Source organism: Streptomyces sp. NPDC097640, from assembly GCF_040302705.1.
In the GTDB taxonomy this organism is placed as follows: Bacteria; Actinomycetota; Actinomycetes; order Streptomycetales; family Streptomycetaceae; genus Streptomyces.
In genome coordinates this window covers 153,804-167,896 of record NZ_JBEOSB010000010.1, presented here as the reverse complement: position 1 = coordinate 167,896, position 14,093 = coordinate 153,804, and the positions used below count along the sequence as shown (strand labels likewise).

At 72.6% G+C, this 14,093-nt stretch carries 11 protein-coding genes; 7 read left to right on the top strand and 4 right to left on the bottom strand.

Features of this window, described 5'->3' with window-relative positions:
• Positions 1 to 14: 14 nt before the first annotated feature.
• The 3 genes from ABTY62_RS18005 to ABTY62_RS17995 form a co-directional block, all read right to left on the bottom strand.
• The gene (locus ABTY62_RS18005) at positions 15 to 1,727 is read right to left on the bottom strand and encodes a succinic semialdehyde dehydrogenase (RefSeq protein WP_352130391.1); all 1,713 of its coding nucleotides are present in this window, start codon (positions 1,725 to 1,727) and stop codon (positions 15 to 17) included.
• A 125-nt stretch (positions 1,728 to 1,852) separates the two neighbouring features.
• The gene (locus tag ABTY62_RS18000) at positions 1,853 to 3,718 is read right to left on the bottom strand and encodes a serine/threonine-protein kinase (protein WP_352130390.1); all 1,866 of its coding nucleotides are present in this window, start codon (positions 3,716 to 3,718) and stop codon (positions 1,853 to 1,855) included.
• Between the two features lie 87 nt (positions 3,719 to 3,805).
• Positions 3,806 to 5,446 (bottom strand): serine/threonine-protein kinase, encoded by a 1,641-nt coding sequence (locus ABTY62_RS17995; protein ID WP_352130389.1) that lies wholly within the window; start codon positions 5,444 to 5,446, stop codon positions 3,806 to 3,808.
• A 63-nt stretch (positions 5,447 to 5,509) separates the two neighbouring features.
• Here ABTY62_RS17995 and kilB point away from each other — a divergent pair, with 63 nt between their 5' ends.
• From kilB to ABTY62_RS17980, 3 genes are all read left to right on the top strand, one after another.
• Positions 5,510 to 5,977 (top strand): plasmid transfer protein KilB, encoded by a 468-nt coding sequence (kilB, locus tag ABTY62_RS17990; RefSeq protein WP_352130388.1) that lies wholly within the window; start codon positions 5,510 to 5,512, stop codon positions 5,975 to 5,977.
• Positions 5,978 to 6,077: 100 nt separating this feature from the next.
• A complete protein-coding gene (locus ABTY62_RS17985) occupies positions 6,078 to 6,602 on the top strand; it encodes a hypothetical protein (RefSeq protein ID WP_352130387.1) in 525 nt (174 codons plus the stop codon).
• A 62-nt stretch (positions 6,603 to 6,664) separates the two neighbouring features.
• A complete protein-coding gene (locus ABTY62_RS17980) occupies positions 6,665 to 7,840 on the top strand; it encodes a winged helix DNA-binding domain-containing protein (protein ID WP_352130386.1) in 1,176 nt (391 codons plus the stop codon).
• A 16-nt stretch (positions 7,841 to 7,856) separates the two neighbouring features.
• Here ABTY62_RS17980 and ABTY62_RS17975 read toward each other — a convergent pair whose 3' ends face one another.
• Positions 7,857 to 8,762 (bottom strand): LysR family transcriptional regulator, encoded by a 906-nt coding sequence (locus tag ABTY62_RS17975; protein ID WP_352130385.1) that lies wholly within the window; start codon positions 8,760 to 8,762, stop codon positions 7,857 to 7,859.
• Positions 8,763 to 8,866: 104 nt separating this feature from the next.
• Between ABTY62_RS17975 and ABTY62_RS17970 the strand changes: the two genes are divergently transcribed.
• The 4 genes from ABTY62_RS17970 (at position 8,867) to ABTY62_RS17955 (ending at position 14,055) form a co-directional block, all read left to right on the top strand.
• Positions 8,867 to 9,712, top strand: coding sequence for an oxidoreductase (locus ABTY62_RS17970; protein WP_352130384.1), 846 nt, complete (start codon positions 8,867 to 8,869; stop codon positions 9,710 to 9,712).
• Positions 9,713 to 9,932: 220 nt separating this feature from the next.
• Positions 9,933 to 12,194 (top strand): MMPL family transporter, encoded by a 2,262-nt coding sequence (locus ABTY62_RS17965; protein WP_352130383.1) that lies wholly within the window; start codon positions 9,933 to 9,935, stop codon positions 12,192 to 12,194.
• Positions 12,195 to 12,199: 5 nt separating this feature from the next.
• Entirely contained in the window at positions 12,200 to 13,420 is a 1,221-nt protein-coding gene (locus ABTY62_RS17960; protein WP_352130382.1) for a sensor histidine kinase, read from the top strand.
• Positions 13,417 to 14,055, top strand: a complete 639-nt coding sequence (locus tag ABTY62_RS17955; protein WP_352130381.1) for a response regulator — start codon at positions 13,417 to 13,419, stop codon at positions 14,053 to 14,055. Before ABTY62_RS17960 ends, ABTY62_RS17955 begins: the two co-directional genes overlap by 4 nt.
• Positions 14,056 to 14,093 lie beyond the last annotated feature (38 nt).

Genomic DNA, 14,093 nt, shown 5'->3' with positions numbered 1-14,093 from the left:
TTGCCGCGCGCCCATCAGCGCAGGCGCAGCGCCTTCATCGCGCGCAGGCTACGGGTCATGAACGCCGCGTAGTTCTCGTCCGTCATGCCGAAGGCCGGGCCGAGCGGCAGCAGCCGCTGGTGCGCGACCGTCTGCGCCTCGGTGAACTTGAGGATCCCCTCCGAGCCGTGGCGGCGCCCGAGACCGGAGTCGCCCATCCCGCCCAGGGGCGCGCGGACGCTGCCGTACGCCGCGCCGTAGCCCTCGTTGACGTTGACCGTCCCGGCCCGCAGCCGGGCGGCGACCGCGCGGCCGCGCCGGCCGTCCTTCGTCCAGACGCTGGCGTTGAGGCCGTACGGGGTGGCGTTGGCGCGCTCGACGGCCTCGTCCTCGTCGGCGAAGCGGTAGATGGAGACGACCGGGCCAAACGTTTCCTCAGCACACACGGCCATCGGCGGCTCAACGCCGTCGAGGATGGTCGGCTCGTAGAAGTAGGGGCCTATGTCGGGCCGGGCGCGGCCCCCGGTGAGCACCGTGGCGCCCTTCTCCCGGGCCTCGTCGACATGGCGTACGACGGTCTCCAGCTGGCGCTCGCCCGCGAGCGAGCCCATCTCGGCCCCGTACGCGAGGGCCGTGCCCAGGCGCATCGCCTTCGTCCGGGCGACGAACCGCTCCAGGAAGGCGTCGGCGATCGACGTGTGGACGTAGAGCCGCTCGATCGACTCGCACAGCTGCCCGGCGGACGAGAAGCAGGCGCGCACCGAGCCCTCGGCGGCCTTGTCGAGGTCGGCGTCTCTCAGCACCAGCATGGCGTTCTTGCCGCCCAGCTCCAGCGAGCAGCCGATCAGCCGCGCCGCCGCGCGCTGGGCGACCTCGCGGCCGGTGCGGGTGGAGCCGGTGAACGACGCGTAGTCGGCGTGCTGGACGACGGCGGGGCCGACGACCGGGCCCTCGCCGAGGACGATCTGCCACACGTCCTTGGGCAGCCCGGCCTCGATCAGCAGCTCGCGCGCCCACAGGGCGGTCAGCGCCGTCTCCGTGTCCGGCTTCATCACCAGGGCGTTGCCCGCGGCGAAGGCGGGGAGCGAGTCGCCGACGGAGAGGGAGAGGGGGTAGTTCCAGGGGGATATCAGACCTATGACGCCCTTGGGCTGACGCAGCTCGGTGACCTTGGTGAGCACCGGCACGGCCCCGGTGTGGCGGCGCGCGCCCAGGTAGCCGGGGGCCTTGCGCCCGTAGTGGCGGGCGGTGAGGCAGACCTCCTGCACCTCCTCGTGGGCGTGCAGCCGGGTCTTGCCGGTCTCCACCTGGATCAGGTCGAGCACCTCGGACTGGTGGCGCATGAGCAGGTCGTGGAAGCGCAGCAGTACGGCGGCGCGCCGCCGCACGGGGGTACGGGCCCACGCGAGCTGCGCCTTGCGCGCCCGCTCGAATGCCTCGGCGACGTCCTCGGGGGTGGACTCGGGCAGCTCGGCCAGGACCTCCCCGGTGAAGGGGGTGTGGCTGGTGGTCCTGCCACTGCCCACCACGCCCCGCGAGAGCCGGGCGACCAGCTCGGGCGTGACGACCTGCGCGGCGGTGCGGGCGCCCGCGGGAGCGACCGGGTTGCCGTCGGCGGGGGCGGGCGCGGGTGCGGTTCCCTGTCCGGCGTCGGGTCCGGCGTCGGGCGTGGCGTCGGGTCCGGCGTCAGGTACGGCGTCCTGCGGGGCGTCCTGCGTGGGCTGTGCGCTGTCCTGCGAGTCCGTCATGGGGGCGAGGGTAGGCCCGCCGGGCCGGTTTGGGTACCCGACGGTAACCTGCTTTCACCGGCCAGGCACACAATCACACCGGCGACCGCCGGTGTGACGGGGTGGACCGGTCCGTGCCCCGGCCGTCAGAGGCCCTCGATCTTGAGGCTGTCCACGACGTTCTCGTACAGCTCGTCGCCGGTCGGGCGGGCGTCGCCGTCGGCGGGCATGGTCACGGTCAACTGCCAGCCGGTATGCGTCTTGTCCACGTAGATGTGGTCGCGCTTCACATAGCGGATGGGGTTGTCGTCCCTGCTGCTGCCGGAGGGGACGTAGGTGGTGGTGAGGTCCACCGCGCCCTCCTCGCCCTGCTGCGTCGCCTGCTTCGTCGAGCTCTCGATGTCCTCCATGGACGACGAGGGGTTCTTGTAGGCGCTGACGACCTGCCCGGCCATGTCGCGGGCGTCCTTGATCTCCCGCTCCTCGGTGGTCTTCTGCCGGGTCAGGAGAACGGTGTAGACGCCGCTGGGGTCCGTGAAGGTGACGGCCGTGAAGTCCTCGTTGCTGTCGTTCTGCACGCGCCGGTACTCGCTGGGCACGGCCAGGGACGCGCCCACGACATCGCGCTCCTCCCGGACCATCCACCCCTTGGGAAGATCGCTCTCGGTCGCGAACGGCTTCGCCAGGGTCAGCACCAGCACGGCGGCCACCACCAGCACCACGCCGCCCAGGCCGAGCTGCGCCTTGCGGTTCTTGTGCAGGATGGGCGGTACGAAGCGGCTGCCCCCGCTCTGCGCCTGCGCCTCCCCGGCCGCTCCCTCGGACCCGGTCCCGGGCCCGGTCCCGGCCGGGGCCTGGGGCTGGGGCTGGGGCTGGGGCTGGGCGTACAGGCTGGTCGCGAGCACAGTAGGCACCGGCTGCGGCGGCCGGACCACCTCCTCCAGCGCCCTCCGCGCCTCGGCCGCCGTCGGCCGCGCCGACGCCTCCTTGCGCAGCAGCTGCATGATGAGCGTGCCGAGCGCGCCCGAGCCGCGCGCGGGCGTCTGGGGCTCGGCGGAGAGGATGGCCTGGAGCGTCGCGGGGGCGTGCGAGCGGCGGAACGGGGACATGCCCTCCACCGCCGCGTACAGCACGACGCCCAGCGACCACAGGTCCGACTCGGGGCCGGGCCGCTGGCCCAGCACCCGCTCGGGCGCGATGAATTCGGGGGAGCCGACGAACGCGCCGGTCTCCGTCAGCCCCTGCTCGCCCTCGACCTGCGCGATGCCGAAGTCGGTCAGCACCACCCGGTCGTTCCGGCCGAGCAGGACGTTGTCCGGCTTGACGTCGCGGTGCAGTACCCCGGCGTCGTGCGCGGCCGTCAGCGCGCCCAGCACCGCGACGCCGATCCGGGCCGCCTCGCGCGGGTCCAGCGTGCCCTCGGCCAGCCGGTCGCCGAGCGAGTCGCCGCGCACCAGCTCCATCACCAGCCAGGGCCGGCCGTCCTCGACGGCCACGTCGTACACCGAGACCACCGAGGGGTGGTCGATCCGGGCCGCGGCGCGCGCCTCGCGCTGCATCCGCTGGTAGATCTTCTGCCGCTCGCCCTCCGGCAGGGTCTCGGGCACCCGTGGCTCCTTGACCGCGACATCGCGGTCGACGACCTGGTCGTGCGCCCGCCAGACCGTCCCCATGCCGCCGTGTCCCAGGCGGGAGACGAGGCGGTAGCGGCCGCCGATGACGCGGCCGATGTTGGGGTCCTGGGTGGCCGGCGCGGGCGCCGACGTACGGGGGTCGGACTGCCCGGCGGCCGCCCGGCCGTCGAGCTGCGTCGGCTCGTACGGGCTGTCGGGCTGCCGGTCCTGGGAAGCCGCCGAGGACTCCGCCTCGAACTCCGCCTTGGGCTCCGCCGAGGACTCCGCCTTGGACTCCCCGCCGGGCTCCCCCTGGGACGGCACCGGCGCGGCCAGGGCTTGCGGCGGTTGCAGCTCGTAGCTGGTGGGCTCGTTCGCCCGTCCCCCGTCGTTCGTCATGGCACCATCATTACCTGCTCGGGCGCGCGGCCCGCCAGCGGCCCCGGGCGGCTGTGGCCGCTCGTGACAAAGCCGTTGCGGTGCCGTTCAATTCTGTTTGGCGGAAACGGAGAATGTGTCGACAGCCGTGTCGAAATACTGCTTTCCCTCGGTTTTGCTGACGACCGGCGCGGACACCCACACGTCGTACATCTTTCCCGCTTCGTTCCAGGTCAGGTCGTACGTCTGGCGCGAGCCGCCGTCGTCGGCCGAGCCGTTCCAGACGAACGCCCACAGCGCGGCGGGCAGCCCCTGGCGCTCGGTCTGGATGACCTGGCCGCTGCGGTAGCCCGGGTAGTCCTGCGGCCCCCTGGCGTCCGCCTCCTGGCTCAGCTGCAACGGGCCCTTGGGGTCCAGCTCCTGGACGTGGATCCCGATGCGGAACTCCTTCCCCGGCGAGTTGTAGTAGACGCGCGGGGCCTTGACTTCGCGGGAGAAGCCCTTGGGCACGGCGATCGTGAAGCCGGCCGGGTCGTTGACCAGCTCGTAGCCGTCCGGGACGGCGGTCTTGGAGGCGGTGGGCGACGCCTTGCCCGACGGCGGCGTCTTCGACGGCTCCTTGGCGGGAGCGCTCGTGGCGTTGGCCTTGCCGTCGCTGTCGCCGTCGCCGTCGCCCCGGTCGAGGGCCAGCGCCGCGACCCCGGCGCCGAGACCGGCCAGCGCGACCACCGCGACGGCCGCGATCAGCGCCGTACGGCGGCGAGGGGCGCGGCGGGAGGGGACGGGGGCGCCGGGGGTGGGGGCCCCGTACCCGGGACCGTGGCCGGCCCCGTGGCCGGTCGTCACCGGCACGGCGGGCTGCGTCGGCGTGTACTCCAGAGGGATCTCGGGGGTGTCCCCCGGCTCCAGACACATCCGCAGCATCCGGGCCGCCCCGTCCCCGTTCAGCCGCAGCGCGGGATCGCGCTGCAACAGCCCCTCGATGGCGGGGGTCAGGGCACCGGCGGCCGCGGGCGGCCGTATCTCGTCGAACACGACCGCGTGCAGCACCCCGCCCAACGAGTCGCGGCGGAACGGCGATTCGCCGCTGACCAGCGTGCACAGCAGCACACCGAGCGACCACAGGTCCGACTCCGGGCCGGTGCGCTGCCCCGACATCCGCTCGGGCGCGGTGTATTCGGGCGAGCCCACGAACGTCCCGGTCTCCGTGATCGTCGTGCTTCCCGTCACCTGCGCGATCCCGAAGTCCGTCAGCACCACGCGCCCGGTGCCCGCCTCCACCAGCACATTGGCGGGCTTGATGTCCCGGTGCAGCACCCCGCGCTCATGCGCGACCCGCAGCGCGTCCAGCAGCGCGAGCCCCATCCGCGCCGCCTCACCCGGCCCGACGGGCCCCTCGGCGGCCAGCCGGTCCGCGAGCGAGCTGCCGTCGACCAACTCCATGACGATCCACGGGCGTCCGTCCTCCTCCACCACGTCATGGAGGACGATCACATTCGGATGCTTGATCTGCGCCACGGTGCGGGCCTCGCGCAGCGTGCGCTCGTGCTGCTGCTGGAGGTCGAGGGCCGACATCCCGTCCAGCCCCTCGTCGACGTGCAGTTCCTTGACCGCCACATCCCGGCCCAGCAATGTATCCACGGCCCGCCACACCGTACCCATGCCGCCGCGCCCCAGCCGTGACACCAACTGGTAGCGCCCGGCCAGCAGGCGGCCACCGCTTCCCCCGAAGCTATCCATGGGCCTCATCTTGCCGCACGACCCCGACGGACTCCGCCTTGGTCCCCGGCCGCGTTGTGGTCAACTTCCCCCATGGAGGCAGTCCTGGCGAGTTTCATAGCCGTGCTCGGCACGGTGTTGGGTTCCGGTGTCACCTACGTCTTCCAGCGGCGAAACACCGACCGCAGCGAGCACTTCGCCCGCGCGGAGAGGCTGCGGCAGGAGCGGATCGACGCGTACTGCGCGTACGCGGGGGCGCTGCTCAACTACCGCCGGATGCTGGTCCAACGGTGGTTCGTCCAGCACGAGAACCGGCCCGACGAGGACACCCCGGAGCTGCGGGAGCACGTCTACGAGTTGCGCTACGCCGCGCAGGAGGCGATGTTCCGCGTGCAGATGCTGTCGGACGACCCCGCGCTCGTGGAACTCTCCGAGCGGATCCTCGAGCACGTGACCGAGCTGCACCGGGCCGAGGACCGCGACCGGCTGAACCACATCCGCGAGCGGTCCCGGCAGGGCATCCGCGACTTCATCGCCGCCGCCACGCCGCACACTCGCTGAGCCTCGAGATCGACGGCCGGTCCACCAGGGTCGCGGGAGAGGTGAACCGCGTGCGCCGGCGCGCAGTGAAGATGAGCGCAACTGCTTTAAGGGGGCATCCGTGGATCTTGGTTCGGTGATCATCGCGGTGGCAGGTGTAGCCGGAACGCTAGGAGGGTCGCTCCTCACCCAGCGCGCCTCCGAACGGGCGAAACGTCGCGAGATAGACCTGCTTCGCGGTCACGAGGAGCTTCGCGAGAACCTGCTCAGCCGACGCACCTGCTACGTGGAGCTCAACCGGGACGCACGTCAGTTCACCACGGCGCTCAACCGTCATCTGCATGTCATGCGGGAACGCGGTGTCGAGGAGGCGGACAGGGAGGCACTCGAAGAAGCCAAAAGTGCCCACCGCGATCGATACTCCGAAGCGCAGATGATCGCCCCGGACGAGGTGCTCGCATGTGCGCGTACGGTCAATCAAGCCCTGAACAGGGTCTATGGCCAGGTCAAACGTCTGGAGCGAGGAGAGCCCCAGGAAGGGGAAACCATGGCTACCGCGGTCCGGGGCCAGAGGGAGATCTGGGACCTGATCCGGGCCATGAGGACCGCCATGCGCCGCGACCTCGGGGTGTCACCCACAGAGTGACCGCGCCCCGCGAGGTCATACCTGCCAGAAGGTGACAGGTACGGCCCCTACGGTCGGCCACCATGAGCGACTCCCTCCCCCGTATCACCCCCGCCCAGCGCCGCGCCCGCCTCGGGCCGCGGCATCTGCTGGCGCCGTCCGCCCGGGCGGCAGTCGTCGAGGCCGTGGCGGACGCGGTTGTCGGGCTGCATGCGACCGATCCGGCCACCGTGTATCTGTCCGCGTGCGCGCGGCTGCGGGAGCCGGGGGCCGGGGAGGTGGAGCGGGCGCTGTACGAGGACGTTTCGCTGGTCAAGCTGTTGAGCATGCGCCGCACGATCTTCGCGGTGACGACGGAGCTCGCGCCGGTCGTCGGCTCGTCGACCGCGCGGGTGATCGCGGCCCGGGAGCGGGCCACGCTGCTGAAGCATCTGCGGGAGCGCGCCGAGGAGCACTGGGACGAGGCGCGGCTGGCCGAGGTGGAGAAGGCCGTGCTGGCGGCCGTGGCCGGGCGGGGCGAGGCGACGACCGCCGAGGTGGCGGAGGACGTGCCCGCGCTGCGCGAGCGGATCGTGATGGCTCCCGGCAAGCCGTACGCGGCCCGGCCGACGGTCGGCAGCCGGGTGCTGCGCCTGCTCGCCTCCGACGGCCATCTGCGCCGCTGCCGCCCGCGCGGCTCCTGGACCAGCAGCCTCTACCCCTGGGCCCTCGTCCCGCCGCTCCCCGACCTCCCCGTCCGCGAGGCGAAGGCCGAACTGGCCCGCCGCTGGCTGGCCGCGTACGGCCCCGCGACCGAGGCCGACCTGAAGTGGTGGACGGGGTGGACGGTGACCGACACCCGGCGGGCGCTGGCCGACATCGGCGCGGAGGGTGTGGCGCTGGCGGAGGGGCCGGGGTACGTGGTGGCCGGGGACGGTGAGCCGGTGGCGGACGGCGAGCCCTGGGCCGCGCTGCTGCCCGGCCTCGACCCGACCGCCATGGGCTGGCAGGCCCGCGACTGGTACCTCGACCCGGACCATGTGAAGCCGCTCTTCGACGGCAGCGGCAACATCGGCCCCACGGTGTGGTGGAACGGCCGCGTCGTCGGCGGCTGGGCCCAGCGCGCAAGCGGCGAGGTGGTCTGGCGCCCGCTGACCGACGTGGGCCGGGAGGCGGCGGCCGCCGTGGAGGCGGAGGCTGCGCGGCTGAGCGGGTGGCTGGGGGAGGTCCGGGTCACGCCCCGGTTCCGTACGCCGCTGGAGCGGGAGTTGGCGGCATAGCCGCGTGCGCCCCGCCTCAGTCCGCTGTCCCGGTCGCCAGCTCGCACGCGCGCACGTACTCCCGCACCAGCGGGCGGCGGTCGTCGGCGCGCCAGGCCAGGGCGAAGCGGCTGGGCGAGATGCCCCTCACCACGCGGGTGACGACTCCGCCGAGGGTGATCAGCGGGGTGTTCCCGGCCGCCAGCAGGACCACGCCGAGACCCGCGACGAGCGCCTCGTACGTCTCCTCGGTGCTGGCCACCTCCGCGCCGATGCGTGCCGGCTTCCCGCCGCGGGCGTCGGTGGCGAGCCAGTAGTCCCGGAGCGGCCCCGCGCTGTCGGGCAGCGCGAGGAACGGCTCGTCCAGCAGGTCGGTGAAGTCGATGACCTCCCTGTCGGCGAGCGGGTGAGTATCGGCCATGGCGACCAGGCGGGGTTCCTCGGCGACCACCACCCACCGGTAGCGGTCCGGGTCGGGCAGCGGCAGCCAGACGAACGCGGCGTCGCACGTGCCGTCGGCGAGCCCGGCGGTCGAGTCCTGCCAGGGAACCTGGCGAAGTACGAGACGGGCATCGGGGCACGCGGCGGTGAAGCGGGAGCGGATCGCCGGCAGCACGCCCCCGCGCCCCGGGCTGGTGCTCATCCCCACGACGAGACGGCCCGCCTGGTCGGCCACGACGCGGGCGACTGTCTCCTGGGCCGCCTCCCACTCGGCGAGAATGCGCTGCGCATGCGGCAGCAGCGCCGCGCCGACCGCGCTCAGGCGCACTTCGCGCCGGTCGCGCTCGAACAACGCGGCCCCCACCTGCTTCTCCAGCATCCTGATCTGCTTGCTCAGCGCGGGCTGCGAGACGTACAGCCGTTCGGCCGCGCGCGCGAAGTGCAACTCCTCAGCCACTGCGGCGAAGTACCTCAGATCCCGTCCGTGAACGTCCATAACCATCGGCTATCACGGCAGGTCTTGGACGTGCAAACGGTGCGCCTCGCAAGGTGGTTGCACACACGGACCGCGGAGAACAGCGGGTCACCCGGCACAGGGAGAAGAACATGAACAGGGTATGGCTGGTCACCGGGGCGAGCAGCGGGTTCGGCCGGGCGATCACCGAAGCGGCGGTGGCCGCGGGCGACATCGTGGTCGCCGCCGCCCGCCGTACGACGCTGCTCGACGACCTGGTCGCCGCGCACCCGGACCAGGTCGAGGCGCTACCGCTGGACGTCACCGACATCGCGGGCGTCCAGGCCGCGGTCGACGGCGTGGCAGCCCGGCACGGCCGGATCGACATCCTGGTCAACAACGCCGGGCGGGGCATGGTGGGGGCGGTCGAGGAGACCACCGACGCGGAGCTGCGGGACCTGATGGACCTGCACTTCTTCGGCCCGGCCGCGCTCACCCGGGCCGCGCTGCCGCACATGCGCCGCCGGGGCTCGGGCGCCATCGTGCAGCTGACCAGCATGGGCGGCCGGTTCGCCTTCGCCGGAGTCGGCGCCTACTGCGCCACCAAGTTCGCCCTGGAAGGGCTCTCGGAGGCCCTGGCCGCCGAGGTCGCCCCGCACGGCATCCGGGTGCTGATCGTCGAGCCCGGCGCGTTCCGTACCGGCTTCGCCGACGCCGCGGCGCTGCGGCCCTCCCCGGCCCTGGACGCCTACCAGGACACCGTGGGCCCCGTCCTCTCCGGGCTGCCGGGCGGAAGCGGCCAGGAACCCGGCGACCCGGCCAGGGCCGCGGCCGCCATCCTGGCCGCCCTGGACGCCGACGAACCGCCGCTGCGGCTGCCGCTCGGCAACGACGCCGCCGACGCGATCACCGACCACCTCGACCGTGCCCGCACCGAACTCCGCTCCTGGGAAACGCTCGTCCGCTCCACCGACTTCGACGACCGACACCTTTCCTGACGGAGAGTCCTGATGACATCCCTGCTCAAGTCCTCGCCTGACTCTGGGGCCGCGGCCTCGGCGCCGGAGGCGGCCCGCGGGGCGGGCGCCGGGGTACGGAGGCGTGAGGCGCGAGGCGTGCGGGGGATAACCCCCTCCCCCTGGTCCACCGAACGGTGGACGGCAGGTTCAACCTGACGCCTCTGTCCGGCAACCGCCCTGGTCAACAAGGCTTTAGGGTATGAATTCACTCACTGTGCGCATGGCACGCCACAGCGCGCGGCACCCCTGGCGGGCGGTCGTCGGATGGCTTGTGTTCGTGGCGCTGTGCCTGGTCGTCGGCGGAGCCGTCGGCACCAACAGCGCCAAGACGGCGGACTACCGCGTCGGCGAGGCGGGCCGGGCCGAGGCCATGGCGGCCGAGGGGCATCTGGAGCGCCTCTCCACCGAGCAGGTGCTGATCTCCGCCCGTTCCGGCGCCCTCGACGATCAGGCCGACAAGCAGGCCGCCGAAGCGGCCGCGCGTGACCTCACGGCCCGGATGAAGCCCCTGCCCGAGGTCGCGGAGGTCGCCGCGCCGCTGTGGTCGGGCGACGGCCGGATCCTCATGGTCGAGGTGTCCCTGAAGGGCGAGGAACGGGACGCGAAGGACAAGGTCGACGCGCTGGTCGCGCAGACCGAGGCCGTCCAGAAGGCCCATCCCCGGCTGCTGCTGGAGGAGACCGGAAGTCCGTCCATCAGCAAGGGAGTCGACCAGCAGCGCAGCGACGACCTGGCGCTGTCCGAGGCGATCACGCTTCCGGTCACGCTGATCACGCTGCTGGTGGTCTTCGGTTCGGTCGTCATGGCCGCGGTGCCGCTGCTGCTCGCCCTGTCGTCGATCGCGGCGGCGATCGGCCTGGCGATGGTGGCCTCGCACTTCTCCCCCGACGCCGGGGTCGGCACGAACGTGATCCTGATGATCGGCCTCGCGGTCGGCGTCGACTACACGCTCTTCTACCTCAAGCGGGAGCGCGAGGAGCGGGCCCGCGGCGGCGGGCGGCTGAGCACCGAGGCGCTGGTGGAGCTGGCGGCGGCCACCTCGGGCCGTGCGGTGGTGGTGTCGGGTCTTGCGGTCGTCGCCTCCACCGCGACGCTGTATCTGGCCTCCGACGTGATCTTCTCCTCGCTCGCCACCGGCACCATCGTGGTCGTCCTGGTCGCCGTCGCCAGCTCCGTGACGGCGCTGCCCGCGCTGCTGGTCGTGCTCGGGAAGCGGGCGGAACGCAGGGCACGGCGCCGGGCGGAGCGCGGCAAGCCGGCCCGGCGGGCGCGCGGCGAGGCCGGCGGCCGGACGGGCGACCGGGCCGGCGGACGGATCTGGGCGGCGCTGCTGCGGCCCGCCGCCCGGCATCCCCTCGCCACGCTCTGCGTCTCCGTCCTCGCCCTGCTCGCCCTCGTCCTCCCGCTCGCGGGGCTGAACATCACGGAGATGAGCCGGGACACCCACTCCCGCGAGATCCCCGCGATGCAGGTGTACGACCGCCTCAACGAGGCGTTCCCCGAGCAGCGGGTCACCCACGACATCGTCGTACGCGCCGACGCCTCGCGCACCCGCCAGGTCACCGGCGCGCTGCGCAAGCTCGCCGAACTGGCCCACCGCGACCCGCTGTTCGCCGACGGCTCGCGGATCAGGACCTCGGCCGACCACCGGGTGAGCGTCCTGCGGCTGAAGGTGCCGTATCTCGGCAACTCCGACCAGGCCAAGACCTCCCTCGCCCACCTGCGCCACGACTACCTGCCCGCCACCGTCGGCCGGGTCGAGGGCGCCGAGTACGGGGTCAGCGGCGACGTCGCCCGCTACGCCGACTATCCCGCCCACCAGAACAGCAAACTGCCCCTGGTGATCGGGGCCCTGCTCCTGGTGACGTTCGCGATGACCGTGTACGCCTTCCGCTCCGTGATGCTCGGCCTGATCGGCGTCGTACTGAACCTGCTGTCCGCCGCGGCCGCGCTCGGGCTGCTCGTCCTCGTCTTCCAGAACACCTGGGCCGAGGGGCTGCTGGACTTCCACTCCACCGGCTCGATCGGGTCCCGCGTCCCGCTCTTCCTCTTCGTGATCCTCTTCGGACTCTCCATGGACTACCAGGTGTTCGTGGTCAGCCGGATCAGGGAGGCAGTGCTCGCCGGCGTCCCCACGCGGCAGGCGGTGCTCGACGGCATCCGCAGCTCGGCGAGCGTGGTCACCAGCGCGGCGGTCGTGATGACGACGGTCTTCGTGAGCTTCGTCTTCCTGCACATCATCGAGATGAAGCAGATCGGCTTCGTCCTGGCGGCGGCCGTGCTGCTCGACGCCTTCGTCGTCCGGATCATGATCCTGCCCGCGGCCCTGCTGCTGCTCGGCGAGGCGACCTGGTGGCCGTCACGGCCGTCCCAGCCGTCACGGCCGTCACAGCCGGGGCGGGAGGCCGCGGCCGAACCGGGCCGCGCGCCCCACGGACATCCGGCGGTCGACGTACGTTGATCGGTATGACCGCTCTCGCCGGACCCTCCGCCGACGCCTTCTGGGCACAGTCGCTGCGCCGCTGGAACGCGGTGTGCTGGGTACTGTTCGCCGCGATGGCCGTCGGGCTCGCCGCGATGGACCGGCCCGGTGAGAGCAGGTACTGGGCGCTCGCGCTGCTCGGCAGCGTCGTGCTGTGCTACGCGCTCCTCGACCGCTTCCCCGGCAACCCCGTCGTACGGCCGCACGTCTATCTCTCGGTGCTGGTGCTCGCGCTCGGCGGGCTGGCGTATCTGCGCAGCAGCTACGCGGCGCTTTTCATGGTGACGCTGCCGCACTACTGGATGTTCGGGCGAACCCCCAGGGCCTCCATGGGGTTCCTGGGGCTGGCGACCGCCGCGACGCTGGCGGGGAGCTGGTCCCGGCAGGGCGGGTCGCTGGAGTTCTTCAGCGAGACGGTGGTGTCCACCCTCATCGTGGTGGCCGTGGGGGTCCTGATCGGGCTGTGGGCGCACTCGGTGGTCGCCCAGAGCACCGAACGGGCCCGGCTGATCGTCGAACTGGAGCGGACCCAGGCGGAGCTGTCCGAGGCGCACCAGCGCCAGGGGGCGGCGGACGAACGGGAGCGGATGGCACGGGACATCCACGACACCCTCGCGCAGGGATTCGCGTCGATCGTCGTGCTCGCGGAGGCGGCCCGGGCCCAGCTCGCCTCCGATCCGGCGCGCAGCGCCCAGCAGCTGCGCTCGATCGAGTCGACGGCCCGCGAGAACCTCGCCGAGGCAAGGGAGCTGGTGGGCTCGGCACAGCAGCGGGACGGCGCGGCGGCCGGCTCCGTGGCACGGACGCTGCGCCGTATCCTCGACCGCTTCGCGGAGGACACCGGGCTCACGGTGGGCGCCGACCTGGCGGACGTGGCGTGCGACCAGCAGACCCGGATCGCGCTGCTGCGCTGCACCCAGGAGTCCCTGGCCAACGTCCGCAAGCACGCGCGGGCGTCCACGGTCGGGGTGATCCTGGCCCGCCGGCCGTACGGTGTGGAGCTGGAGGTCACCGACGACGGCACGGGTTTCGTCCCGGAGGAGTCGGCGGGCTTCGGGCTCGACGGGATGCGCAAGCGCCTGGCGGAACTGGGCGGCCGGCTGACGATCACCAGCTCGGTCGGCGACGGCACGCGCATCCTGGCGATGATTCCGCTGGAGACAAGTGGCGAAGCACGCGACAAGCGGCACGAGGGGACGGGATGACCTGCGAACGAGTCCGGGTGGTCGTGGTGGACGACCACACCGTGATGCGGGCGGGCGTGGTCGCCCTGCTCGCCGGCGAGGACGGCATCGAGATCGTCGGCGAGGCGGGGGACGGCAGGGCGGCCCTCGAACTCGTCGAGCGGCACGCCCCCGATGTCGCGCTCGTCGACCTGCGGATGCCGGTCCTCGACGGGGTGGGGGCGACCGCCGAAATCGTCGCCCGATACCCGCGCACCCGGGTCCTGATCCTCACGACCTACGACACCGACCAGGACATCGAACGCGGGGTGGAGGCCGGTGCCATCGGCTATCTCCTCAAGGACACCACCCGCGAACAGCTCGCCGACGCGATCCGCTCGGCGGCGCGCGGCGAGACCGTCCTCGCGCCCCGGGTGGCCGAGAAGCTGATCGCGCGCATGCGCCGGCCGCCCCAGGACCCGCTCACCGCGCGCGAGACCGACGTTCTCAACGCCGTGGCCGACGGCCTGACCAACGCGGAGATCGGCAGGCGCCTCGTCATCACGGAGGCCACGGTCAAGACTCATCTCCTGCGGCTGTTCGCCAAGCTGGATGTGAACGACCGCACGCGCGCGGTGGTGGTGGCCCTGGAGCGGGGGCTGCTGCGCCGGCCCTAGGCCGCGGGTCTTTCCCCACCCCGCCCCTTCCCTCAACT